The following is a 25,514-nucleotide window of genomic DNA, read 5'->3' on the forward strand; positions in this document are numbered from 1 at the left end:
AAGATTTCGCAGCAGACATTCAGCGCCCAACCGCCGTACATGAGGGCTTGGTTCCAAAATAGCACCAGGCGTAATGTCTTCTTCATGACCTCCGAAGGGTGCATACCATGAGACGAACAAGAAGAATAATTTCGGTCGCCAGGCTACTCCTCGTTGGGCACTTGAGAGAACCTACCGCACTGCTATGGACTGCAGTAGCACCGTGCATGATGTTCATGATCATGAAGCAGAACGCTTCATTTACGGGCCTGTCAGCTTCCAGTTATACGCACTCCGCGGCCTGGTTTTACGCCTACATCTCCGCAAACGTCGCCTTTTTCGGCCTGAGCTTCTACTTGATTGGCAGACGGGAGAGCGGTTTTGTCCGTTCATTCATCTACCGACGGGAGGCCATCACGCTGTTCCTGACGTCACATGCCCTCAGCTATAGCGTGATCAGCCTGCTGTATTCAAGCGCCTTCTACATCATCACCAAACCACTGTACGGCCCCTACTCGCTGCCAGAATTCCTGCATCTCACAACGGCTTTCTACACAAGCTATTTACTATTTTCCTGCATAGGCCTGGCCATTGCTGCGCTGCCGATCAGGTTCAGTACCGCCGGCACGGTATTTTCATTCCTTTCGTTTCTCATGCTCTTTTCTGGTTACCTGGGTAGCGCACCTTCCAACACCTCGCACTGGCTCGGCGCGATCAATCCGCTTTACTTGAGCGCAAACATCATCAATGGGCAGCTATCACTCAGCGTGAGCTTCTCTGCAGCCGTTGCTGCCTCAGCAATAGGGTTTTATGTCACAGCGAAGTTATTCAGAATCCAACCCGTCTGGAATCGATATTGAATGAATCTTCTGACGCTCGACAAACTCAGCTTTTCCCACCCCGACACGCCGCTTCTCCAGAACATCTCGCTGAGCCTAAGCGAAGGTGAGGCAGTCGGAATACTGGGATGCAACGGCGCGGGCAAAACGACACTTTTCGATTTGATATGCAATGTCAGAAGGCCTAGCCAAGGCAATATCATCAACGTTTCCAAGTGCCAGCTTTACCTGACGCAAGTACTAACGCCACCGCCGCTGCTGAAAATGGGCGAGGCCTATGAACTGATCACCCAGTTGAATTCAACATCGGCACCCAGTCACCATCAGGCCCTTGCGCGCCTCTGCCAGTGGTCGCCTGCGTTGTCAAAGCGCTACGCCAACCTCTCTGAGAAAAAGGCATCGACCTGCAGCTACGGCGAAATCCGCAGTTTCATCACCCTCACACTACTGCTCATGGGTGGTGACCTGATCATCCTCGACGAACCGACCGCCGGCATAGACCCTGAGTTTCGACACTACATCTGGCTGGGCATAAAGAACGCGTGTGCAGATGGGGCCAGCGTGTTGGTATCGTCTCACTACACCGAAGAAATCGTAATGAACTGCCACCGGTTCTACATGCTTGCACACCAGCGCATCGAGCCGTTCGGGAATGGTGAAGCGTTTCTGACCCGCTACAGCGCAAAGTCCTATGATGAAGCTTTCATCAACGCTGCGATGTAAATGCAGTCATCTTGTTTGCATGGCCTACCCCCGCCGCCAGACATTGGCGGCAGGGGCATAGCCTGCGGTTTACAACCCCTCCAGCTCCGCCATCAGGTCACTTAGCCGATCGACCTTGTCGTCATCCAGCGCACTGCCCTGCAGCCCCTGCACGTACTCGGCCAGCTCCGCCACGGTACTGCACTCGAACATCGCCCTCAGCGGCACGTTCAACTGCAACTGCTTCTGCACCCGCGAGGCTATCTGCGTGGCCAGCAACGAGTGCCCGCCCAACTCGAAGAAGTTGTCGTGCACCCCGACCCGCTCAGCCTTGAGCACCTCGGCCCAGATACCCGCCAGTACGTCTTCCAGCTCATTGCGCGGTGCCTGGTAGGCCTGGCTGTGCTGGCCGCCGATGTCGATGGCTGGCAGGGCCTTGCGGTCCAGCTTGCCGTTGGCATTGTGCGGCAGGCTGTCGAACCAGCCCCAGTGCAACGGCACCATGTACTCCGGCAACTCGGCGCGCAGGCGTTGCTTGATCCGCTCCAGCAATTCTGCGTCCCCGGCAATGCCCTGGTGCGCAACCAGGTAACCGACCAAGTGCTTGCCATTGGCACCCTCCTGTACCCCCACGGCAGCATCGCGGATTTGTGCCTGTTCGTGCAGGCACGCCTCGATCTCGCCCAACTCGATGCGATAACCGCGAATCTTCACCTGGTGGTCGATGCGCCCAACGTACTCCAGCACACCGTCCGGGCGCTGCCGCGCCAGGTCGCCAGTACGGTAGAGGCGCTCGCCCGGCGCACCGTACGGGTGCGGGATGAAGGCCAGCGCCGTGCGCACCGGGTCGCCAACGTAGCCACGGCCAACGCCGGTGCCAGCCACGCACAGTTCACCCACCGCGCCCAGCGGCACCAGTGCCTGATCGTCCCCGCACAGGTACAGGCGGTTGTTGTCGGTCGGCGTGCCGATCGGCAAATAGGCGCCTTGAGTCGAGGCAGCATCGACCCGGAAGAACGCCACGTCATCCGAGCACTCCGCCGGGCCATAGGCGTTCACCAGCCCCACCTGCGGGTAGCGCTGCAGCCACTGCGCGGCCAGCTCCGGTGGCATGGCCTCGCCGGTTGGCAGCATCCAGCGCAGGCTATCGAGCGCCTGATGGTCGTTGGCCAGCATGCCTTGGATCAGCGATGGCACGCTTTCCAGCACGGTGATGCCACTGGCCTGCACATGCGCCAGCAGGCCCTGCGGATCATGGGCGATGGCGTTCGGCACGATCTGCACGGTAGCCCCGAACAACGGCGCAGCCAGGAACTGCCATACGGAAATGTCGAAACTCTGCGACGCCGTCTGGGCTATCACATCCTGCTCGCTGAGGCCCAGGTAAGGCACCTTGCTCAGCTGGTTGTTGAGCATGCCGCGCTGCTCGACCATCACGCCTTTGGGCAGGCCGGTGGAACCTGAGGTGTAGATCACGTAGGCCAGGTTGTCCGGCCCGCTGTGAATCCCAGGGTTGTGGCTGGCGACCTGGCTGGCCTGGATTTCCTCCCACACCAGCAGTTGCGGGCGCGCCTGCGTGGGCAGCGCACTCAACAGTTGCCGCCCTTGCTCGGCACAGGCGGCGCTGCACACCAGCACCGGCGTGCGGCTGAGCTCGATGATGCTTTGCAGGCGCGCCGCTGGCAGGCCAGGGTCCAGCGGCAGGTAGCCGGCGCCGGCCTTGAAGCTGCCAACGATCATGCCCAGCAGCGGCAGGCCGCGCTCGGCCAGCAGCGCCACCGGCTGGTCGACCTTCACGCCGGCCAGGATCAGTGCGTGGCCCAGGCGGTTGGCGGCCAGGTTCAGACCGGCATAGTCGTAGGCGGCTTCCAGGCAGCGGGCAACGACACGCTGCGGGTGCGCGGCCACTTGCGCTTCGAACTGGGCAACGTAGCTTTGCTCCAGCGGATAAGCCCGTTCGGTGCTGTTGCAGTCTTCCAGCAGGAAGCGCTGCTCTTCGGCGCCCAGCAACGGCAGTTCGCTCACCTCCCCGGCAAAGCCCTCTACCAGCGCCAGCAACAGCCGCTTGAACTCGGCCAGCAGGCGCTCGACGGTCGGATAGTCGAAGTAGCGCTGGTCGAAAGACAGGTGCAGGCCCAGGTCATCGCCGGGGTAGCACACCGCCGTGAGCGGGAAGTTGGTGTGGGTACGGCCCGAGTCGGAGCTGGCGTTCAGGTGCTGCGCATGGTCGAGCACCGCGGTTTCCACCGGGGCGTTCTCGAACACGAACAAGCTGTCGAACAGCGGCTGGCCCTTGGGCAGTTGGCTGCACTCCTGGATCGCCACCAAGGGCAGGTACTCGTACTCGCGCAGCTCCATGTTGCTTTGCAGCAGGCTGTGCAACCACTGGCGCACGCTGCAACGCTCCCCGGCCAGCGGCAGGCGCACGCGCAACGCGACGCTGTTGATGAACAGGCCCACGGTGCGCTGCATCTGCGGCATGCTGACCGGGCGGCCGGCCACGGTCACGCCAAAGGCCACGTCACGCTCGCCACTGTAACGCGCCAGCAGCAGGGCCCAGGCCGCCTGGGCAAAGGTGTTGACGGTCAGCTGGTGCGCCTGCGCCAGTTCGCGCAGGCGCACGCCCTCGCTCACCTGCAAGCGGGTATGGCAGTCGCCCACGACCATGCCGCTGCCGGCATGGTCATGGCGCAATGGGCGGTCACTGGGCAGCGCCGTGGCGCGCTCGAACCCGGCCAGGTTGGCCTGCCACCAGGCCCGCGCATCGTCCAGCCCCTGGCGTTGCAGCCAGCCAATGTAGTCGCGGTAACGCGGCGGCACCGGCAACTGCGCCTGGCGGCCCTCGCCAAGTGCCTGGTAAACCTCGAAGAAGTCGTTCATCAACAGCGAGCGGCACCAGGCATCGATCAGGATGTGGTGGTTGCTCATCATGAACCAGTAGCGCTCGTCTGCCACGCGCACCAGGCGCAGGTGGAACGGTGCCTCGCTGAGCAAGGCAAAGCCCGCCTCGCGCTCCTGCTTGTGCAAGGCTTGCAGGCGTTGCTCCTGGGCAGCCTCGGCAAGCCCGCGCCAGTCCTGGTAGTCGACGGCCAGGTCGCCCGGCTTGTGAATGATCTGCAACATCGCCTCACCGCTGTTCCAGCTGAACGAGGCGCGCAGGGCTTCGTGGCGCGCCACTACGACCTGCCAGGCCTGGGCGAAGCGATCAGGGTCCAGCGCACTGTTGATGCGGTAGCGGTCCTGCATGTAGTACAGGCCGGTGCCCGGCTCCAGCAGGGTATGCAGCAGCATGCCCTCCTGCATAGGGCTCAGCGGGTACACGTCCTCGATCTGCGCTGCCGGCACCGGCAGGGCGTCGATCTGCGCTTGCGTCAGGTGCGCCAGCGGGAAATCCGAAGGGGTGAAACTACCATTGCCCTCGGCCAGGCAATGCTCCACCAATGCCAGCAGCTCCAGGCGGTAGGCTTCGGCCAGCGCGGCAATGGTCTGCCTGTCGTAGCGTTCGGCGCTGAAGGTCCAGCGCAGCTGCAGGGCGCCGCCATACACCTGGCCATCGACACTCAGCCAGTTGGGCAGCGGCGCGTCGGGGTCGTGGGCCAGGCCGGCCGGGGCATCCAGCGGCTGGAACAGCGCCGCGCTGTCGAACTGCTGGTCGAACTGGCCCAGGTAATTGAAGGTAATGCGTGCCTGCGGCAAGGCCGCCATCTGCTCGCGCCCGGCGGCGTCCGCCAGGTAGCGCAGCACGCCGTAACCCAGGCCTTTGTGCGGCACCTGGCGCAGCTGCTCCTTGATGCGTTTGATCGAGCCTGCCCGCGCGGCGTCATCCTCACCGGGCACCGGGCGCAGGCTCAACGGGTAGGCATTGGTGAACCAGCCCACGCTGCGGGTCAGGTCCATATCCTCGAACAGCCCATCGCGGCCATGGCCTTCCAGCTGCACCAGCACGCTGTCGTCCCCACTCCAGCGGCACATGGCCCGCGCCAGCGCGGTCAGCAGCAGGTCGTTGACCTGCGTGTGGTAGGCAGCCGGGGCCTGTTGCAGCAACTGCCGGGTCTGCTCGGCGTTCAGGCCGGTCGTCAGGGTTAGCGCGTGGCGGTGCAGGTTACCGCCCTGCGGGTGATCGCAGGGCAGCTCACGGCGGGCACCCCCCAGTTGGCTTTGCCACCAGCCCAGCTCATCACGCAACGAATCGCTGCCGGCATAGCTGGCCAGGCGCGCGGCCCAGTCGCCCATGGCATGGGTCTTGGCGGGCAGTGGCTGGCCACGGTAGAGCGCCTGCAAGTCTTCCAGCAGCACACGCCAGGACACACCATCGACCAGCAGGTGGTGAATCGCCAGCAGCAGGCGCTGGTGGCCCTGGCCGTCCGTCACCAGCAGGCCGCGCAGCAGCGGGCCCTGCTGCAGGTCGAGGCTGCGCTGCACATCGCTGTACAGCGCCTGGGAATCGGCAAAATCGGCGACGGTGGCAGCCCACAACAGCTGATCCTCAGCCGGCTGGGTGTAGGCAGCCTGCCAACGGCCCGCGGCGGCACTGAAACGCAGGCGCAGGCTGTCGTGGTGCTGCACCAGCGCGGCCAGCGCCTGCTGCAGCGTGGCTTTATCCAGCGGCTGGCGCAGGGCCAGCAGCAGCGCCTGGTTCCAATGCTGTGGCTGCGGCACCTCGCTGTCGAAGAACCAGTGCTGGATCGGCGTCAGGCCAACCTGGCCCTCGCGCAGCCCCTGATCGATGCTGCTGTGCGCTTCGCTCTGCCTTGCCACAGCGGCCAGCGTCTGTATGGTCTGGTGCTGGAACAGGTCGCGTGGCGTGAACTGCAGCCCGGCCTGCCGCGCCCGGCTGACCACCTGGATCGACAGGATCGAATCGCCGCCGAGTTCGAAGAAGTTGTCCTGCACACCCACCCGGGCGACGTTGAGCACTTCGCCCCAGATCTGCGCCAGCCGAGCTTGCACGTCATCGCCAGGGGCCTGGTAGTGCTGGCGGGCGTGCTCAAGGTCCGGTAGCGGCAGGGCGCGGCGGTCGAGCTTGCCGTTGCCCATCAGTGGCAGGCTGTCGAGCAGCACCAGGTGCGCAGGCACCATGTAGTCTGGCAAGTGCTGGCGGGCCTCGGCCTTCACGGCTTCGCGCAGGCGGTGCTGCGCCTCGTTGTCGGCTGCGGCCTGCTGGCACACCAGGTAACCCACCAGCTGCTTGCCGCCTGGCAGGTCGAGGGCCAGTACCACTGCCTCGTCGACATCGGCGTGTGCCTGCAGACGGCTTTCGATCTCGCCCAGTTCGATGCGGAAACCGCGAATTTTCACTTGCTGGTCGGCGCGGCCAACATACTCGACCAGGCCATCGGCGCCCAGGCGTACCAGGTCACCGGTGCGGTACAGGCGCCCACCTGCGCTGCCGAACGGGTCGGCAACGAAGCGCTCGGCGCTCAGGCCCGGGCGATCGTGGTAGCCCTGGGCCAGGCCGGCGCCGCCGACATACAGTTCACCGATACCGCCTTGCGGCAACAGCGCCAGGTCTTCGTCGAGGATGTAGGCCGTGCGGCTGCCGATGACCTGGCCGATCGGCACACTGCCCAGCGCTGCGGGCAGCACCTCTGGCGCCAGGCAGGCCAGCGGCATGACCACGGTCTCGGTCGGCCCATAGGCATTGAAGAACTGCTGGGGCGCGAATGCCTGGCGAATACGCTGCAGGTGCTCACCGGTCAGCGCCTCGCCACCGGTGATCACCAGGCGAACCGGCAGCTGCTCGCCCTGGCCGCCCAGGTATTGCGCCAGTTGGCTCCCGTAGCTTGGGGTAAAGCCAAGGATGCTCACCTGCTGCTCGCGCACCAGTTGGCAGATGTCCTCGGCGCCCCACTGCCCCTGGGCACGCAACACCACCCGCGCACCGCACAACAGTGGCACCCACAGGCGCTCGCTGGCGGCGTCGAAGTTGATCGAATAGAAATGCAGCTCGCAATCGTCGCTGCGCATGCCGAACGCGGCGCTCACGGCCTGGCAGTGCATGGCGAATTCGCCATGGCTGACAACCACGCCTTTTGGTTTGCCGGTGGAGCCGGAGGTGTAGATCAGGTAAGCCTGGTGCTGCGGCAGGCTGAGGTTGTCCAGCGGCGCAGCGCTGTAGGCCGCCAGGCTGGCTGCGTCGTCTTCCAGGCTCCAGCGCGCCACACCTTCGGGCAATTCGCCCAGGCTTTGCAGCAGCTCGCGCTGGCTCAGCAGCAGGCCGATACGGCTGTCCTCGATCATGTAGCGCAGGCGGTCGAGCGGGTATTCAGGGTCCAGTGGCACATAGGCGCCGCCAGCCTTGAGGATGGCCAGCAGGCCAACCACCATTTCCAGCGAACGCTGCAGCGCCAGGCCCACCCGCACCTGCGGCCCGACACCCCGTTCGCGCAGGGCCCGGGCCAGGCGGTTGGCGCGCTGCTCGAGCTCGGCATAGCTCAGGTGCTGGCCGGCGAAGGTCAGCGCCCCGGCCTGCGGCGTGCGTGCGGCCTGGGCCGCGAACAACCCGTGCAGGGTCTGCCCGAGGCCCAAGTGCGGGTCGCCCTGCAACTGGCCCAGCAGTTGCTGCTGCTCGCTGCTGCTCAGCATCGGCAGCTCGCACAGGCGCTGTTGCGGGTTGTCGAGCAGCCCGACCAGCAGCTGTTGCCAGTGTTCGGCCATGCGCGCGATACGCGGCTCATCGAACAGGTCACGGCTGTAGGTCAGGCAGCAGCCCAGGCGGCCATCCAGGTCGGTCACTTCCAGGTACAGGTCGAACTTGGTGGCGCTGGCGTCGTTAACCAGGTAATCCACCTGCATGCCGGCCAGGCTGCGGCTTTGCTGGAAGGCCCAGCGCTGCACGTTGCACATCACCTGGAACAACGGGTTGTAGGCACTGCTGCGTGGCGGTTGCAGGGCCTCGACCACTTGATCGAACGGCAGGTCCTGGTGCGACTGGCCTTCGATGGCAGCCTGGCGCACCTGCTCCAGCAAGGCGCTGGCGCTCATCTGCCCATCCAGTTCGCAGCGCAGCACCTGGGTATTGAGGAAGGCGCCGATCAGCCCTTCGCTTTCCGGGCGGATGCGGTTGGCCACCGGCGCACCGATGCGCAGGTCACGCTGGCCACTGTAGCGGTGCAGCAAGGCAGCCAGGGTGGCTGTCATGGTCATGAACAGGGTCAGGCCACGCTGGCTGTTGAAGGCATGCACGCGCTCGACCAGGGCCGGGTCGAGCTCGAAGCGGTACAGCCCGCCCCGGTGGCTTTGCACCGCCGGGCGTGGGCGGTCGGCGGGTAACGCCAGCACCGGGTGCTCGGTGCCCAGGCGCGTTTGCCAATAGGCCAGTTGGCGAGCGCCCTCGCCGCTTTCCAGCCATTGCCGTTGCCACACGCTGTAGTCCAGGTACTGCACCGGCAGTGGCGCCAATGGCGACTCGCGGTCGTCGACAAAGGCCTCGTACAGTTCACCCAGCTCGCGGGCGAAGATGTCCATGGCCCAGCCTTCGGTCACGATATGGTGCAGGGTCAGCACGAAGAAGTGCTCGCGCTCTGCGGCCTTGACCAGGCAGGCGCGCAGCAGCGGGCCGCGCTCAAGGTCGAACGGCTGGTGCGCCTGGTCATCGGCCAGCTGTTGCAGGCGGTGCGCACGGGCAGCGCCGGGCAAGGCGCTGAAGTCCTGCCAGTGCAGGTGCAGGCCGCTGTCTTCGGCCACGCACTGGTAGGGCACCCCGTCGATGCTGGGGAACGTTGTACGCAGGGCTTCGTGACGCACGATCAGCGCATGCAGCGCCCGCTCGAACGCCTCGACGTGCAAGGTGCCGCGCAAGCGCGCCATGCCGCCCACGTTATAGGCCGGGCTGTCGGGCTGCATTTGCCAGAGGAACCACATGCGCTGTTGCGAATAAGACAGCGGCACCGCCTGGCGGCGGTCTACGCGGGCGATCTGCCCTTGCAGGTTACGCTGGCCATTGCCCTGGATGCGGGCTACCTCGGCACAGAATGCGCCCAGCTCGCTGGCCTCGAACAGGGCCTTGAGCGGCAGCTCCGCGTCGCACGCCTGGCGCGTGCGGGAAACGATCTGTGTGGCCAGCAGCGAGTGGCCACCCAGGGCGAAGAAATCATCGCGCAGCCCCACACGGGGCAAGTTCAGGACATCGCGCCAGATGCCAGCGACCTGCTGTTGCAGTGCTGTTTGCGGCTCGACGTGCTCACGCTGCTGCCACACCGGGGCCGGCAGCGCCTTGCGGTCGACCTTGCCGCTGGGGCCCAGAGGCATGTGCGCAAGGGCAATCAGCTGCGCCGGCACCATGTACGCCGGCAGGTGCTCGGCCAGTACCGTCAACAAGGCTTCGGCCTGGGCGCTGCCGCTGTAGTAGCCAACCAGTTGCGCGCCGACCGCATCGTTGTGGACCAGCACCAGCGCCTGCTCGACACCCGCTTGCGCCAACAGGCAGGCCTGCACTTCTTCAGGTTCAACGCGCAACCCCCGTACTTTCACCTGCTGATCCAGGCGCCCGAGGTATTCCAGCGCGTGCAGCTGAACCTGCCAACGGGCGCGGTCACCACTGCGGTACAGGCGCTGGCCATTGCCATCGGCCTGGGGTACAAAACGCTCGGCGGTAAGCCCTGGGCGCCCCAGGTACCCACGGGCCAGGCCCGCACCGCCCAAGTACAACTCACCCGGCACGCCGGGTGCGGTGAGTTCGAGTTCGTCATCCAGTACCCGGCACAGCACGTTGGCCAGCGGTCGGCCGATGGGCGAACGCTCGCCGTCCGTGGCCTGGCAATGCCAGTGAGTGACGTTGATGGCGGTTTCGGTCGGGCCGTAGCGGTTGTGCAGCTGCACGTGCGGCAGCAGTTGCAGCACCCGGTCGCGCAGCGCCGCCGACAAGGCCTCGCCCCCGGAAAACACCCGGCGCAGGCTGGCGCAGCCCGCGGCCTGTGGTTCCTGGACAAACACCTGCAGCAGTGGCGGCACAAAATGCAGGGTGGTCACGCCATGCGCCTGGACCAGGGCCGCAATGCGCTGCGGGTCGCGGTGCTCGCCAGGGCCGGCGAGCACCAGCCTGCAGCCGGTGATCAACGGCCAGAAGCACTCCCACACCGACACGTCGAAACTGATCGGCGCTTTCTGCAGCAGCACATCCTCGTCGCCCAACCCATAGGTGGCCTGCATCCAGTGCAAGCGCTCGGCCAGCGCCGCGTGAGTATTGCCCACGCCTTTGGGCTGGCCGGTGGAGCCGGATGTGTAGATGACGTAGGCCAGGTTGTCACCTTGCAGGTGCAAGCCGGGGGCCTGGCTGGGCCAGCTGTCCAGGTGCAGCTGGTCGAGGGCGATGGTGCTGACGCCATCCACCTGTGGCAGCTTGCCCACCAGGCTGCTGTGGCTGAGCAACAGGCCGGCATCACAATCGGCCAGCATGTACGCCAGGCGCTCGGCGGGGTAATCCACGTCGAGCGGCACGTAGGCGCCGCCGGCCTTGAGAATGGCCAGCAAGCCGACCAGCAGTTGCGGCGAGCGCTCGAGGGCGATGGCGACGCACGTGTCAGGACCGACACCTTTGTCGCGCAGGTAGTGGGCCAGGCGGTTGGCCTGCTGGTGCAGTTCGGCGTAGCCCAGGCTGCCGCCCGCCCACACCAGGGCGGTACGTTGCGGGGTCAGGCGGGCCTGCTCGTTGAGTTGCTCGACCAGCAGTTGCTGCGGCGCGGCGGCTTCGGCCTGGCCCCAGCCCAACAACTGGCGCCGGCCCGCCTCGTCGAGCAGTTGCACCTCGGCCAGGGCCAGGTCGGGCGCGGCGCACACTTGCTCCAGCAGTGCCAGCAGTTGCCCGGCCAGGCGCTGGATGGTGCTGGCCTCGAACAGTTCGTCGGCATAGTCGAACGCCAGGCTCAGCCGGCCCTGGTGGTCCTCCTCACTGTGCAGCTGCAGGTCGAACTTGGCTTCGCGGCTGTGCCACGGCAACTCTTCGGCCAGCAGGCCTGGCAGGCGGCGCAGTGCCGACAGGTCGCGTTGCTGGTGGTTGAACATGACCTGGAACAGGCCCTGCTCGCGGGCTTGCGGCAAGGCCTCGAGCAACTGCTCGAACGGCAGGTCCTGGTGGGCCTGGGCCTGGAGCGTGGCCTGGCGCACCTGCGCCAGCAGTTGGCTGAACGGCATGCGGTTATCGAGTTGCGCGCGCAGCACCTGGGTGTTGATGAAGAAGCCGACCATGCCCTGGGTTTCCAGGCGCGGGCGGTTGGCATTCGGCACGCCGACGCGGATCTCGGCCTGACCGCTGTAGCGCTGCAACAGTGCCTGCCAGCCGGCCAGCAGGACCATGAACAGGCTGGCCTGCTGCGCCTGAGCCAGGGCCTTGAGGGCTTGGCTGAGCGTGGCGGGGACCTTCACGCTGAAACGCGCAGCACTGAATGTGCGCTGGTTGGCCCGGGGTTGGTCGGTGCACAGGTCAAGCACGGGCAGTTCGTCACCGAGCTGGGCCTTCCAGTACTGCAGTTGGCGTTCGGCTTCGCCGTCGGCCAGCCACTGCCGCTGCCAGTTGCCGTAGTCCGCGTAGCCCAGGGGCAGCGGCGCCAACGCTGCCTCCAGGCCCTGGCACTGAGCGGCATACAACTTGGCGAATTCATCGAGCAGGATGTTCAGCGACCAGCCGTCGGCCACGATGTGGTGCAGGGTCACCCAGAGCTGATGGCCTTCATCGTCGAGCCGGGCCAGGGTCACACGCAGCAACGGGCCTTGCGTCAGGTCGAACGGCTGGCAGGCCTCGGCCTCACGCTGGGCGGCGACCTGCTCGGGGGTCTGGCCTGCGAGGTCCAGGCGGGCCAGGCTGAACGGCTGCTGCGGCAGAATACGCTGCAGCGCCTGGCCGTTTTCTTCAGCGAACACGGTACGCAGCGACTCGTGGCGCGCCACCAGTGCCTGGAATGCGGCCTGCAGGGCGCTAGCGTCCAGTTCGCCACGCAGGTGCAGGCCGGCGGGAATGTTGTAGACCGCCGATTGGGGTTGCAGTTGCCACAACAGCCACAGGCGGTTTTGCGCCAGCGACTGGGGCAGCGCCTGGGCGCGTGCCAGGGGCGCGATAGCTGTGGCCTGGGCAGCGCCTGCACCGATGAGCGCAGCCACCGCGTTGCTGTAGTCGGCCAACACCGGCGCCTCGAACAAGGTGCGCAGGCCCAGGTCGATGCCCAGTTCGTCGGCCAGCCGCGCCGTGGCCTGGGTAGCGGCGATGGAGTTGCCGCCCAACAGCAGGAAATGGTCATCTGCCGCTACTGCCTGCACCTTGAGGGTGTCGCGCCACACCGCCGCGATGCGCGCCTGCAAGGCATCGCCTGATGCCTGGGTGGCAGCAGCGGCGCTCGGCTCGGGGAATTGGGCATAGCAGTCCAGGCTGCCCTCGGCCATGCGTACGCGGCAGGCCGAACGCTGCAGCTTGCCGCTGGAGGTTTTCGGCAGCGCGCCTGGGTTGAGCAGCAGCACCACCGCCGGCGCCTGGCGGCAGGCATCGGCGATGACCTGGCGCAGGGTGTTGATCAGCGCCTGGGGTTGGGTGGCCTTTTGCACGCTGCGGCTGATCTCCACCGCCACGCCGATGCCCTCCTCGCCCTGATGCTCGACGGCGAACACCGCCACCCGGCCCTTGCGCAGTGCCTGCACTTCACGCTCGAGGGTTTTTTCCAGGTCTTGCGGGTACAGGTTCTGCCCACGCACGATCAACATGTCTTTCAGGCGCCCGGTAACGAACACCTCGCTTTCACGCATGAAACCCAGGTCGCCGGTCCGCAGCCAGGTCTGCCCGTCCATTTCGACGAAGGTGCGCGCGCTGGCTTCTGGGTTACGCCAGTAGCCCGAGGCGATACTCGGCCCGCCTGCCCAGATTTCCCCGACCTGGTTGTCGCCCAGCCGTTGCAGCTGTTGCGGCTCGACAATGCGTACCGCGTGCCCCGGCTGCGGGAAGCCGCAACTCATCAGCACGCTGCCGGTACCGGGCTCGGCGCGGTTGGCAGCCAAGGCGTCGGCATCCAGCGCAAGCGCGGGGATACCCTGGCCACGGCGGCCGCCGCTGACGAACAAGGTTGCTTCGGCCAGGCCGTAGCTGGCGAAGAAGCTCTGGGGGTCGAAGCCGCAGGCCTTGAAGGTGTCGGCGAAGCTCGCCAGGCTGTCCTGGCGGATCGGCTCGGAGCCCGAATAGGCCACGCGCCAGCGGCTCAGGTCGAGCCCGGCCAGCGAGGCCTCGCTGACCCGCTCGCTGCACAGGCGGTAGGCAAAGTCGGGGCCGCCGCTGATGGTGCCGCCGTAGTCGCTGATGGCCTGCAACCAGCGCACTGGCCGGGCGAGGAAGTATCTGGGCGACATCAGTACGCAAGGCACTCCGCTGAAGATCGGCTGCAACAGGCCCCCGATCAGGCCCATGTCGTGGTACAGCGGCAACCAGCTGACGATCACGTCGTCGGGGTTGAGGTCGATGCCAAAGCCGCTGCGGATGAGTTGTTCGTTGGCCACCAGGTTGCCATGGCTGACCTGCACGCCTTTGGGCAGTGCGGTGGAGCCGGAGGTGTACTGCAGGAAGGCGATGTCCTGGCTGCTGAGGGCAGGTTCCTGCCAGGTGTCGGCCAGGGCGGGGTCCAGGCCATCCACTGCCAGCAACGCGGGCGCCGCCTCGGCGGCAAGTGCTTCCAGGCCATGCAGGCTGTCGTGCAGCGCCGCCACGGTCAGCAGCAGGCGCGGCTCGGCGTCGGCGATGATCGACAGCAGGCGTTGCTGGTGGTGCTGGCGGGCAGACTCTGGCGGGTAGGCCGGCACTGCGATCACGCCGGCGTACAGGCAGCCGAAGAACGCCGCTACGTAATCCGGCCCACTGGGAAACAGCAACACCGCGCGGTCACCGAAGCTGGCGCGTGCCTGCAGGGCGGCGGCGATGGTGCGCGCGCGCTGGTCGAGCTCCCGATAACTGAGCACAGCCTGCTCGTGCGGGGCGTCGGCGAGAAAGCGCAGGGCAATCCTGTCCGGGGTCTGCGCGGCGCGTTGCGCCAGGGCCTGGACCAGCGAGAGCGGGAGTTCGAAGGCGTCCGTCATGGGGTGTTCCTGCCAGTATCTGTTGGGGCGTGCCGACTGCGCCGCGGACATGGGCGGGTAGCGGTTGGCGGCCGGGGATGTACTCAGGGGAACGGATGGGCGGCGGGAGAAATTAGCGGAGCTGGCGGGGTCGGCGGATTGACGGGCATGCCATGACGGGGGGGTCGCCTGGGAGACCGAGCGCCGCCCGCGCGGCGCATCGCGAGCTGCGCTCGCTCCTACGCTTGTTTCGGGCCAATTATTCCTATGAGATTTGCGCGCGAACGCCTTGGTGCATGCCTCAATATCGCGCCGTACAAACAAAGCGGTCGCGCGCGCCTGTCACAGGCGTTACTGGCCCGAAACAAACGTAGGAGCGAGCGCAGCTCGCGATGCGCCGCGCGGGCGGCGCTAGGTCTCCCAGGCGACACCCCCGTCATGGCCTGCAATTTGTCGCCGCAACACTTTCTCCAGGCAGGCACCACGCCCCCCCCTGACAGACCTCGCAAGAATCGAAAACTCCTGATACCAATTACATTTCGCATTTGACAATCATTATCATTATGAATAGCTTGTCGCACGTCGTAGGAAGCTTCCCTGCCCCGGGTGCCTCCTCCCCCTTTGTGACAAGGTGATTTCCATGGCGGAACAACTATCCACAAGTAAGTGCGATTCACCATTACTGCAGGCCTTCGTAGACAACCGCAGCATTCTGGTCAAGATTGCAGCGCGCATTACCGGCTGCCGCTCGCGTGCCGAAGATGTGGTGCAGGACGCCTTCTTCCGGCTCAGCGCCGCTCCGCAGATAACCTCGTCGTTCAAGGCGCAGCTGAGCTACCTGTTCCAGATCGTGCGCAACCTGGCGATCGACCATTACCGCAAGCAGGCGATGGAGCTGAGATACTCCGGCAGCGAAGAGGAAGGCCTGAATGTGGTCATCCAGAACGCCTCGCCCGAAGCCACCCACATCAACCTGGCCGCGCTGGACGATATAGCCGAAGCGCTGAACCAGTTGCCCCAGCGCACCCGCTATGCGTTCGAGATGTACCGCCTGCATGGCGTACCGCAGAAGGACATCGCCAAGGAACTGGGCGTGTCGCCGACCTTGGTCAACTTCATGATCCGCGATGCCCTGGTGCATTGCCGCAAGACCGCCAACCGGCAGGGCTGACCCTAGCTTCAAGCTACAAGCTACAAGCTACAAGCTACAAGCTACAAGCTACAAGCTACAAGCTACAAGTTAAAAGAAAAAGCCAAAGCAGAACGCGATCGGCTTTTGCTTGTAGCTTGTAGCTTGTAGCTTGTAGCTTGTAGCTTGTAGCTTGTAGCTTGTAGCTTGTAGCTTGTAGCTTGTAGCTTGTAGCTTGCCGCTTGCCGCTTGCCGCTTGCCGCTTGCCGCTTGCAGCTCTCGCCATCAGGCGAGCCTGCAACGATCGAAGAACCGCTCCCGCCCCAGAATCATCAGCGCCGCGCGCTTGTGCGGGAAGTCGAACTCCTTCTCGCAATGGAAGCACTGGTCGTGCATGTAGCCGATCATCTTGCCATTGTCGGCACGCGGCTCGGCGACCACCCGCTGGGTACGCGGGTCATCCAGGAACAGGTAATGCACCAGCGCCGATAGCCAGCTGGCGACCTTGTGGGGCCCACGATGGCTCTGCTCCCCGACCAGCATGTGGATGCCGCGGTCGTAGTCATCGGCCGGGTAGAACGGTGCAATGCGGTCTTCCTTGGCCCAGTAAGCCTCGAAATAGGCAAATGGCTGATCGTCGAAGCAGCCAATCAACGTCAGGGTATGCGGGTCTGCCTCCAGCTTGGCCAGGTACTCGCAGTGCTGGGCAAGCGTGCCGCTTTCCTGCCAGAACGCCTCCACGCGCGGGTCGTTCTGCCAGCGGTTGAAGCGCTCCAGGTCATGCTCGATGTCCAGGGTGCGCAGCGACACCCAGCTACCCAGCCGCGCATCGAAGCGCCGATAGACCTCGCCACGGGGCTTGGGCGCCCGCCGCGGGTGGCGCTTGCCGTTGCTGATCTGCATCTGCTGCGGGTAGGGGGCAGCCAGCGCCTCACCCAGCCAGGGCTGCGGCAATTGCCAGAACAGCGCGCGCTCGCACAGGTACTGGCCAGGCACATCGCCCACCAGCAGCAGGCCGCTGGCCAATGCCTGCGGCACCACCTCGGGCAGGTGCCAGACCAGGCACTGGCAGGCACTGTCACGGGACAACAGCCAATAGCAGGCCGCCCACAAGGCTTGATAAGGGCGCTCGGGGCACAACTGCTCAAGGTGTACCTGCAAGGTTGGGCCCGCCTGCAGGCGCACCTGCGCCAGCGGGCGGCCCTCCAGGGTCAGGCTCAGCCTGTTGGCCCCCTCCTCGGCACTGAGGCTGCGCCAACGTGGCGGTGACTGTGGCTGCGAAGCGGCATCGAAGGGCATGGGTGGGTCTCGCGAAATGAACAAAGGGCTCACTGTCGAGAACGATGCCACGCGGCGGCAATTTAGTCCTCGGGCGCACTGACGGTGATGCGGTAAGGCTGGAAAATGCGCGCCAGTTCACCGCTATCACGCAAACCTCTCAACAGTTCAGCGAACGACCGCTCGCCTATGGGCGCGGCGGGCCGCAGCAGCGCGTAGTGGTGGTAAACCTGATCGATGCGCTGCGATGCAACCAGTTGCGCACGGCTGGACGGGTTACGTGCCAGGAAGTCACTGAGGTAGGAGCGCGTGACCAGGGCAATGTCGGCGCGGCCCGCCTGCACCATCAGCAGGTTGCTGTCGTGTGAATAGGTCAACGTCGCATTGTAGGCCTTGCGCAGGTAGCGCGGGTCGGCGTTGAAACCGGCGAACGCATAGTGATAGCCGTTGAACAGGGCCAGGCGCTTGCCCTTCAGGTCATCGAAGTAATGCGGGGCGCGCCCGTCCACCTGGCGGGCCACGAACACTTCGGCATCTTCCAGGCCCATGTCCACCTGTTGATGGGGAATCTCCTTCCAGCCCCACTGCGGGTTCTCGAAAATGGCCATATCGGTACGGCCCTGCTGCAAGTCACTGAAACGCCGCTGGATGGAAGTGGGCACCAATACGAAGCGGTAGCGCTGCTGGGCACGGTTGAGCGCAGCGACCAACTGCGGCAACAAGCCGATATCGGCGCCCTGCTCGGGGCGCACCGTATACGGCGGGAAATGCGCGGCACCGACTTTCACCTCGATGGCGCCTGCCGCGCATGCCGGTACGGCCAACCAGTAAACAGCCAGCAACATGAGGGTGGACAAGGCCTTCAGGCCGGGCGCAAGGGTAAAGGCGGTCATTCATCACGGTTCATGCCTGGGTTCGCTTAAGCTAGGCGTTTTACCGGGGCGGCACAACTGCTGCCTCCGGCTTTCGTGCCCCTCGATACGCCATTGGCGGTGACAAAACGGGCGGCAAAATGCCACGAGGTGCCGGATGCGCCGAGTTTGGCTACGCTCTAGCAGGATCTGCAAGGGAGCCTGGTATGGGCCATTGGTTGGTGATCGACCTGGAGGCCACCACCGATGAGGGTGGGTGGCCGATCACGGAGATGGAAGTCATTGAAATCGGCGCGAGCCTGGTCACCCGCGAAGGCCGTGAGGTCGACCACTTCCAGCGTTTCGTGCGCCCGCGGCGGCGCCCGCAGCTGACCCCGTTCTGTCGCGAGCTGACCCACATCAGCCAGGCCGACGTCGATGCGGCCGCGCCGTTTCGCGAGGTATGGGCCAGCTTCGAGCACTGGCTCGGGCAGCATCGTGAACAGTTGCAGGCCTGGGTCAGTTGGGGCGACTACGACCGCCAGCAACTGCACCAGGAATGGCACCTGCACGGCCTGGACAGCCTGCTGCGCACGCTGGCGCACATCAACCTCAAGCAACGCTTTGCCAAGGCCCGCCACCTGCAGCGCCCTGCCGGCCTGAACGGCGCCCTGCAACTGGCTGGCATGCACTTTTGCGGGCAGCAGCACCGGGCCCTGGAAGATGCGCGCAATACAGCGCGGCTGCTGCCCTTGAGCCTGCCCGCCGACGGGCCCTGAAAGCAGATGACGAGGCCATTGGGCTTGGGCATACTGGCCAGCCCTTTTTCCTCCCCTTTTTCAGGAGACGCCCATGTTCCAGGTCAACGAGTACTTCAACGGCACCGTCAAGTCGATCGCCTTCACGGGCGAAGAAGGCCCGGCCACTGTCGGCGTGATGGCCCCGGGCGAATACGAGTTCGGCACCGCCAAGCGTGAAATCATGCACGTGGTGTCGGGTGCGTTGATCGTCAAGCTGCCAGGCAGCGACAACTGGGAAACCTTCAAGGCGGGCGACACGTTCAATGTACCGGCTGACAGCAAGTTCCAGCTGCAGGTGAAGGTCGACACCGCCTACCTGTGCGAGTACCGCGATTAATTGTTCGCTATTGGCACGCTCGTTGTAGGAGCGGCCTTGTGTCGCGAAAGGGCTGCGAAGCAGCCCCAGTTTTTAGCTTCGCCGCGTGAATTGCCGGGGCCGCTGCGCGGCCCTTTCGCGACACAAGGCCGCTCCTACAAGCGTATGCCTGCCAAAAAGCTGGCAACTCGCTGCGCAGCCGCCTGCAAATGCTGCTCATGGCTGAACCCCGAAGCCTTCAACGGCTTCAGGTCATGGTCCGCCGCCACTAGCCAGCTCACCTCGATCGCCGGCGACAACGCATACCCAGCCACCGCCTCCCGGTTGCCCAGCGCATCGCGCTCGCCCTGCACGATCAACGTCGGGGTTTTCAACCCGGCCAGGTGCTCCACGCGCGGCTTCTCGGGTTTGCCCACCGCGTAGAACGGGTAGCCCAGGCACACCAGCGCATCGGCGCCCAGTTCGTCGGCCAGCAGGCTGGCCATGCGCCCACCCATCGACTTGCCACCCACCGCCAGGTTGCCCGCGACCAAAGGTCGCACCTGCCGGTACACCTCGCGCCAGCTTTCCAGCAATACCTTCTGCGGGTTCGGCGGCCGCTTGCCACCGCCAACCCGGCGCTCGGCCATGTACGGGAACTCGAAGCGCAGCACCGCTACCCCAAGTGCCGCAAGCCTTTGCGCCATTTCGTCCATGAACCCGCTGTCCATCGGCGCACCGGCACCATGGGCCAGGATCAGGCAGCCCTTGTAACCCTCCCCGCCCTCGACCTGCGCAAGATCGCAGCGCAAGCCTGGAACATTTCCGACCTTCGCCCATTGATCCCCGTCAATACCGGCACTTTGCCCATTAATCATGCTTGCCTCGCTGTAAAGCCTGCCAAATAACCGTGGATGGGAACCCATACATGAACACAACCAGCAGTACCGCCTATAACTACAAGGTGGTCCGCCAATTCGCCATCATGACGGTGGTGTGGGGAATCGTCGGGATGGGGCTCGGCGTTTTCATCGCCGCCCAGCTTGCCTGGCCTGCCCTCAACTTCGACCTCCCCTGGACCAGCTTCGGCCGCCTGCGCCCACTGCACACCAATGCGGTGATCTTCGCCTTCGGCGGCTGCGCGCTGTTCGCCACCTCCTATTATTCGGTGCAACGCACCTGCCAGACCACCCTGTTCGCACCCGGCCTGGCCGCGTTCACCTTCTGGGGCTGGCAGCTGGTGATCCTGCTGGCGGCCATCAGCCTGCCATTGGGCTACACCAGCTCCAAGGAATACGCCGAGCTGGAATGGCCGATCGACATCCTGATCACCATCGTCTGGGTCTGCTACGCCATCGTGTTCTTCGGCACGCTGATCAAGCGCAACACCAAGCACATCTACGTGGGCAACTGGTTCTTCGGCGCGTTCATCCTGACGGTGGCCATGCTGCACATCGTCAACAACCTGGAACTGCCGGTCAGCCTGACCAAGTCGTACTCGGTCTATGCCGGTGCCACCGACGCCATGGTGCAGTGGTGGTATGGCCACAACGCGGTGGGCTTCTTCCTGACCGCGGGCTTCCTGGGGATGATGTACTACTACGTGCCCAAGCAGGCCGAACGCCCGGTGTATTCCTACCGCCTGTCGATCGTGCACTTCTGGGCGCTGATTACCCTGTACATCTGGGCCGGCCCGCACCACCTGCACTACACCGCCCTGCCTGACTGGGCGCAATCGCTGGGCATGGTGATGTCGCTGATCCTGCTGGCACCGAGCTGGGGTGGCATGATCAACGGCATGATGACCCTGTCGGGGGCCTGGCACAAACTGCGCAGCGACCCGATCCTGCGCTTTTTGGTGGTGTCGCTGGCGTTCTACGGCATGTCCACCTTCGAGGGCCCGATGATGGCCATCAAGACGGTCAACGCCCTTTCCCACTACACCGACTGGACCATCGGCCACGTGCACGCTGGCGCCCTGGGCTGGGTCGCGATGATCTCGATAGGCGCGCTGTACCACACCATCCCGAAAGTGTTCGGCAAGGAACGCATGTACAGCATCGGCCTGATCAACGCGCATTTCTGGCTGGCCACCATCGGCACCGTACTGTACATCGCCTCGATGTGGGTCAACGGCATTGCCCAGGGCCTGATGTGGCGCGCAGTGAACAGCGACGGCACGCTCACCTACTCGTTCGTGGAAACCCTGGTGGCCAGCCACCCAGGCTTCATCGTGCGCTTCGTCGGCGGTGCGATCTTCCTCAGCGGCATGTTCCTGATGGCCTGGAACACCTGGCGCACCGTGCGTTCGCCGGCGCTTGATGCTGCCCCTGCGAACGCCCAGCTGGCTTGAGGAGACCTGCCTGATGAAACATGAAGTCATCGAGAAAAACGTTGGCCTGCTGGCCCTGCTGATGGTGTTGGCCGTCAGTATCGGCGGCCTGACCCAGATCGTGCCGCTGTTCTTCCAGGACGTCACCAACAAGCCGGTCGAAGGCATGAAGCCTTACACCGCGCTGCAGCTCGAAGGCCGCGACATCTATATCCGCGAAGGCTGCGTGGGCTGCCATTCGCAGATGATCCGCCCATTCCGCGCCGAAACCGAACGCTACGGCCACTACTCGGTCGCCGGCGAGAGCGTGTGGGACCACCCGTTCCTGTGGGGCTCCAAGCGTACCGGCCCGGACCTGGCCCGGGTCGGCGGCCGCTACTCGGACGACTGGCACCGCGCGCACCTGTACAACCCGCGCAACGTGGTACCGGAGTCGAAGATGCCGGCGTACCCCTGGCTGGTCGCCCAACAGGTGGATAACAGCCACACCGACGTGAAGATGCGCACCCTGCGTACGCTCGGCGTGCCGTACACCGACGACGACATCGCCGGTGCCCGCGACGCGGTCAAGGGCAAGACCGAGATGGACGCGCTGGTGGCCTACCTGCAGGTGCTTGGCACCGCGATCAAGAACAAGAGGTGATTGCGATGGAAATGGACACCGGCATGATTCGCGGCCTCGGCACCCTGGTGGTGATGGTCGCCTTCATCGGCCTCTCCCTGTGGGTATTCAACCGCCGTCGCGACCGTGATTTCGCCGAGGCGCGCTTGCTGCCCTTCGTCGACGACCGCCTGCCCGCTGCCGGGCAGGAACCTGCTGCAAAAAGGAGTAACGGGCAATGACCACCTTCTGGAGTACGTATATCAGCGTACTGACCATCGGGAGCCTGATTGGCCTGACCTGGCTGTTGCTCGCCACCCGCAAGGGCCAGAGCCACAACCCCACCGACCAGACCATGGGCCACAGCTTCGACGGCATCGAGGAGTACGACAACCCCTTGCCCAAGTGGTGGTTCTGGCTGTTCGTCGGCACCCTGGTGTTCGCGGTCGGCTACCTGATCCTTTACCCGGGCCTGGGCAACTGGAAAGGCATTCTGCCGGGTTATGAAAATGGCTGGACCGGCGCCAACGAATGGCAAAAGGAAATGGACAAGGCCGATGCCCGCTTCGGGCCGATCTTCGCCAAGTACGCCGCCATGCCGGTGGAGGAAGTGGCCAAGGACCCGCAGGCGTTGAAAATGGGCGGGCGCCTGTTCGCCTCCAACTGTTCGGTCTGCCATGGCTCGGACGCCAAGGGCGCGTTCGGCTTCCCCAACCTCACCGACAAGGACTGGCGCTGGGGCGGTGATGCGCAGACCATCAAGGCGTCGATCATGAACGGCCGCCATGGTGTGATGCCGGCATGGGCCGAGGTGATTGGCGAGCAGGGCGTGGCCGACGTCGCCGCGTTCGTGCTGACCAGCATGGACGGCCGTAAACTGCCGGAAGGCGCCAAGGCCGACCCGGCCAAGGGCAAGGAGATCTTCGCCGGCAACTGCGTGGCCTGCCACGGGCCGGAAGGCAAAGGCACCCCGGCCATGGGCGCGCCCGACCTGACCCACCCACAGGCGTTCATCTATGGGTCGAGCTTTGCCCAGCTGCAACAGACCATCCGCTACGGTCGCCAAGGGCAGATGCCGGCGCAGGCCGAGATTCAGGGCAATGACAAAGTGCACCTGTTGGCGGCGTATGTGTACAGCCTGTCGCAGGATGGCGCGGCTGAAACTGTGACTTCCAAGTAATACCCCCGGGGCCGCTTTGCGGCCCATCGCGACGCAAGGCCGCTCCTGCAGGAGATCGCATTTTTTCTGTAGGCGCGGCCTTGTGTCGCGAAAGGGCTGCAGAGCAGCCCCAGCGCTCCCCCGCCCTACTCCCTCCCTTGCACCCCCTCCGAACAGAACTAAGCTTGTTGCCACAGTGGGCATCCTACGAAAGCACCGGCGCAGACGCCGCGCCTGGCCAGTGGCCGCCCCCAAAAAAAGCTTGACCGATCGATCAGAAAAAGGTGAAAAACGGTACACATTACAAATATTTATTTGTGTACAATCCACCTGACCCGAGCGCTGCGGGACATCAGTGAACGGGCCCGGACACGGGTCGGCGTACCAAAGTTGCGTTGCGGTAACCCGGAGGGTTATCAATACTGGCGCCGATTTTTCAACCAACAAGAACATCAAAACCGTGGAACCTTAGAATGAGCACAGCAATCAGTCCGACTGCTTATAACTATAAGGTCGTCCGCCAGTTCGCCATCATGACGGTGGTCTGGGGGATCCTTGGCATGGGCCTCGGCGTCTTCATCGCCTCGCAGCTGGTGTGGCCACAACTGAACCTGGACCTGCCCTGGACCAGCTTCGGGCGCTTGCGTCCGCTGCACACCAACCTGGTGATCTTCGCCTTCGGCGGCTGCGCGCTGTTCGGCACCAGCTACTACGTGGTGCAGCGCACCTGCCAGACGCGGCTGATTTCCGACAGCCTGGCCGCCTTCACCTTCTGGGGCTGGCAGGCGGTGATCGTCGGGGCGCTGATCACCCTGCCGATGGGCTACACCACCACCAAGGAATACGCCGAGCTGGAGTGGCCACTGGCGATTCTGCTGGCCATTGTCTGGGTCACCTACGGGGTGGTGTTCTTCGGCACCATCGTCAAGCGCAAGACCAAGCATATCTATGTCGGCAACTGGTTCTACGGTGCCTTCATCGTGGTCACCGCGATGCTGCACATCGTCAACCACATCTCCCTGCCGGTCAGCCTGTTCAAGTCGTACTCGGCCTACTCCGGCGCCACCGATGCGATGATCCAGTGGTGGTACGGGCACAACGCCGTGGGCTTTTTCCTGACCACCGGCTTCCTGGGCATGATGTACTACTTCGTGCCCAAGCAGGCCGAGCGGCCGATCTACTCGTACCGCCTGTCGATCGTGCACTTCTGGGCGCTGATCACCCTGTACATCTGGGCCGGCCCGCACCACCTGCACTACACCGCCCTGCCCGACTGGGCGCAGTCGCTGGGTATGGTGATGTCGATCATCCTTCTGGCGCCAAGCTGGGGCGGCATGATCAACGGCATGATGACCCTGTCGGGCGCCTGGCACAAACTGCGTACCGACCCGATCCTGCGCTTTCTGGTGGTGTCGCTGGCGTTCTACGGCATGTCCACCTTCGAAGGCCCGATGATGGCCATCAAGACCGTTAACTCGCTGTCGCACTACACCGACTGGACCATCGGCCACGTCCACGCAGGCGCCCTCGGCTGGGTCGCCATGATTTCGATCGGCGCCGTGTACCACATGATCCCGCGCCTGTATGGCCGCGTGCAGATGCACAGCGTTGGCCTGATCAACGCGCACTTCTGGCTGGCCACCATCGGCACCGTGCTGTACATCGCCTCGATGTGGGTCAACGGCATCACCCAGGGCCTGATGTGGCGTGCCATCAACGATGACGGCACCCTCACCTACTCGTTCGTCGAGGCACTGCAAGCCAGCCACCCGGGCTACATCGTGCGTGCCCTGGGCGGTGCGTTCTTCGCCAGCGGCATGCTGCTGATGGCCTACAACGTGTTGCGTACCGTGCGTGCCGCCAACCCGGCACAGGCTGAAGAAGCCGCCAAGATCGTCGTTGTGGGAGCGCACTGATGAAGCATGAAGCCGTCGAGAAGAACATTGGCCTGCTGGCCTTCTTCATGGTCATCGCGGTAAGCGTCGGTGGCCTGACCCAGATCGTCCCGCTGTTTTTCCAGGACGTGACCAACAAGCCGGTCGAGGGCATGAAGCCGCGTACCGCCCTGGAGCTGGAAGGCCGCGACATCTATATCCGCGAAGGTTGCGTGGGCTGCCACTCGCAGATGATCCGCCCGTTCCGCGCCGAAACCGAGCGCTACGGGCACTACTCGGTCGCCGGCGAGAGCGTGTGGGACCACCCGTTCCTGTGGGGCTCCAAACGCACCGGGCCGGATCTGGCACGGGTCGGTGGCCGCTACTCCGATGACTGGCACCGCGCGCACCTGTACAACCCGCGCAACGTGGTGCCGGAATCGAAGATGCCGGCCTACCCCTGGCTGGTCGAGAACACGCTCGACGGCAAGGACACCGCGAAGAAGATGGAGGTGCTGCGCACACTCGGCACACCGTACACCGACGCCGACATCGCCGGCGCCCGTGACGCGGTCAAGGGCAAGACCGAAATGGACGCCCTCGTGGCGTACCTGCAGGGTCTTGGCACCATCATCAAGAGCAAACGGTGACG

Annotated in this window: 15 protein-coding genes; 11 read left to right on the forward strand and 4 right to left on the reverse strand. The window is 64.6% G+C overall.

The window, feature by feature from the left end; all coding sequences use genetic code 11:
* Positions 1–206 precede the first annotated feature (206 nt).
* Positions 207–839: a hypothetical protein gene (locus tag L1P09_RS16790; RefSeq protein ID WP_232892905.1), complete on the forward strand. Its 633-nt coding sequence runs from the start codon at positions 207–209 to the stop codon at positions 837–839.
* Positions 840–1,541, forward strand: coding sequence for an ATP-binding cassette domain-containing protein (locus tag L1P09_RS16795; RefSeq protein ID WP_054882053.1), 702 nt, complete (start codon positions 840–842; stop codon positions 1,539–1,541).
* 69 nt (positions 1,542–1,610) lie between these two features.
* Here the strand turns inward: L1P09_RS16795 and L1P09_RS16800 are convergent, their stop codons facing one another.
* Entirely contained in the window at positions 1,611–14,564 is a 12,954-nt protein-coding gene (locus L1P09_RS16800; protein ID WP_235767918.1) for a non-ribosomal peptide synthetase, read from the reverse strand.
* Positions 14,565–15,183: 619 nt separating this feature from the next.
* Between L1P09_RS16800 and L1P09_RS16805 the strand changes: the two genes are divergently transcribed.
* Positions 15,184–15,714 (forward strand): RNA polymerase factor sigma-70, encoded by a 531-nt coding sequence (locus tag L1P09_RS16805; protein ID WP_009684812.1) that lies wholly within the window; start codon positions 15,184–15,186, stop codon positions 15,712–15,714.
* 243 nt (positions 15,715–15,957) lie between these two features.
* Here L1P09_RS16805 and L1P09_RS16810 read toward each other — a convergent pair whose 3' ends face one another.
* Positions 15,958–16,971 carry a GNAT family N-acetyltransferase gene (locus L1P09_RS16810; protein ID WP_235767919.1) on the reverse strand — a complete coding sequence of 338 codons (1,014 nt, stop codon included), beginning with the start codon at positions 16,969–16,971 and terminating at the stop codon, positions 15,958–15,960.
* A gap of 62 nt (positions 16,972–17,033) precedes the next feature.
* Positions 17,034–17,843, reverse strand: coding sequence for a substrate-binding periplasmic protein (locus tag L1P09_RS16815; RefSeq protein ID WP_235767920.1), 810 nt, complete (start codon positions 17,841–17,843; stop codon positions 17,034–17,036).
* 185 nt (positions 17,844–18,028) lie between these two features.
* On the opposite strand from L1P09_RS16815, the gene L1P09_RS16820 reads away from it, so the two are divergent.
* Both L1P09_RS16820 and ppnP read left to right on the forward strand, forming a co-directional pair.
* Positions 18,029–18,580 (forward strand): exonuclease domain-containing protein, encoded by a 552-nt coding sequence (locus L1P09_RS16820; RefSeq protein ID WP_054905799.1) that lies wholly within the window; start codon positions 18,029–18,031, stop codon positions 18,578–18,580.
* Between the two features lie 73 nt (positions 18,581–18,653).
* Positions 18,654–18,938, forward strand: a complete 285-nt coding sequence (ppnP, locus tag L1P09_RS16825; protein WP_009684816.1) for a pyrimidine/purine nucleoside phosphorylase — start codon at positions 18,654–18,656, stop codon at positions 18,936–18,938.
* 134 nt (positions 18,939–19,072) lie between these two features.
* On the opposite strand, the gene L1P09_RS16830 is transcribed toward ppnP, so the two are convergent.
* The gene (locus L1P09_RS16830) at positions 19,073–19,774 is read right to left on the reverse strand and encodes an alpha/beta family hydrolase (protein WP_054882196.1); all 702 of its coding nucleotides are present in this window, start codon (positions 19,772–19,774) and stop codon (positions 19,073–19,075) included.
* Positions 19,775–19,824: 50 nt separating this feature from the next.
* Here L1P09_RS16830 and ccoN (L1P09_RS16835) point away from each other — a divergent pair, with 50 nt between their 5' ends.
* The 6 genes from ccoN (L1P09_RS16835) (at position 19,825) to ccoO (L1P09_RS16860) (ending at position 25,512) form a co-directional block, all read left to right on the forward strand.
* On the forward strand, positions 19,825–21,249 hold the full coding sequence (gene ccoN / locus L1P09_RS16835) for a cytochrome-c oxidase, cbb3-type subunit I (protein ID WP_029885688.1): 1,425 nt from the start codon (positions 19,825–19,827) through the stop codon (positions 21,247–21,249).
* A 13-nt stretch (positions 21,250–21,262) separates the two neighbouring features.
* The gene (gene ccoO, locus L1P09_RS16840) at positions 21,263–21,871 is read left to right on the forward strand and encodes a cytochrome-c oxidase, cbb3-type subunit II (RefSeq protein WP_009683894.1); all 609 of its coding nucleotides are present in this window, start codon (positions 21,263–21,265) and stop codon (positions 21,869–21,871) included.
* Positions 21,872–21,876: 5 nt separating this feature from the next.
* On the forward strand, positions 21,877–22,071 hold the full coding sequence (locus tag L1P09_RS16845; RefSeq protein ID WP_009683895.1) for a cbb3-type cytochrome oxidase subunit 3: 195 nt from the start codon (positions 21,877–21,879) through the stop codon (positions 22,069–22,071).
* Positions 22,068–23,009, forward strand: coding sequence for a cytochrome-c oxidase, cbb3-type subunit III (ccoP, locus tag L1P09_RS16850; protein ID WP_009683896.1), 942 nt, complete (start codon positions 22,068–22,070; stop codon positions 23,007–23,009). The genes L1P09_RS16845 and ccoP overlap by 4 nt, the downstream gene beginning before the upstream one ends.
* A gap of 452 nt (positions 23,010–23,461) precedes the next feature.
* Positions 23,462–24,904, forward strand: coding sequence for a cytochrome-c oxidase, cbb3-type subunit I (gene ccoN, locus L1P09_RS16855; RefSeq protein ID WP_029885689.1), 1,443 nt, complete (start codon positions 23,462–23,464; stop codon positions 24,902–24,904).
* Positions 24,904–25,512, forward strand: a complete 609-nt coding sequence (gene ccoO / locus L1P09_RS16860) for a cytochrome-c oxidase, cbb3-type subunit II (protein ID WP_009683898.1) — start codon at positions 24,904–24,906, stop codon at positions 25,510–25,512. Before ccoN (L1P09_RS16855) ends, ccoO (L1P09_RS16860) begins: the two co-directional genes overlap by 1 nt.
* The last annotated feature ends 2 nt before the right edge of the window (positions 25,513–25,514 follow it).

This window comes from Pseudomonas juntendi (assembly GCF_021560075.1).
Classification (GTDB): Bacteria; Pseudomonadota; Gammaproteobacteria; order Pseudomonadales; family Pseudomonadaceae; genus Aquipseudomonas; species Aquipseudomonas juntendi.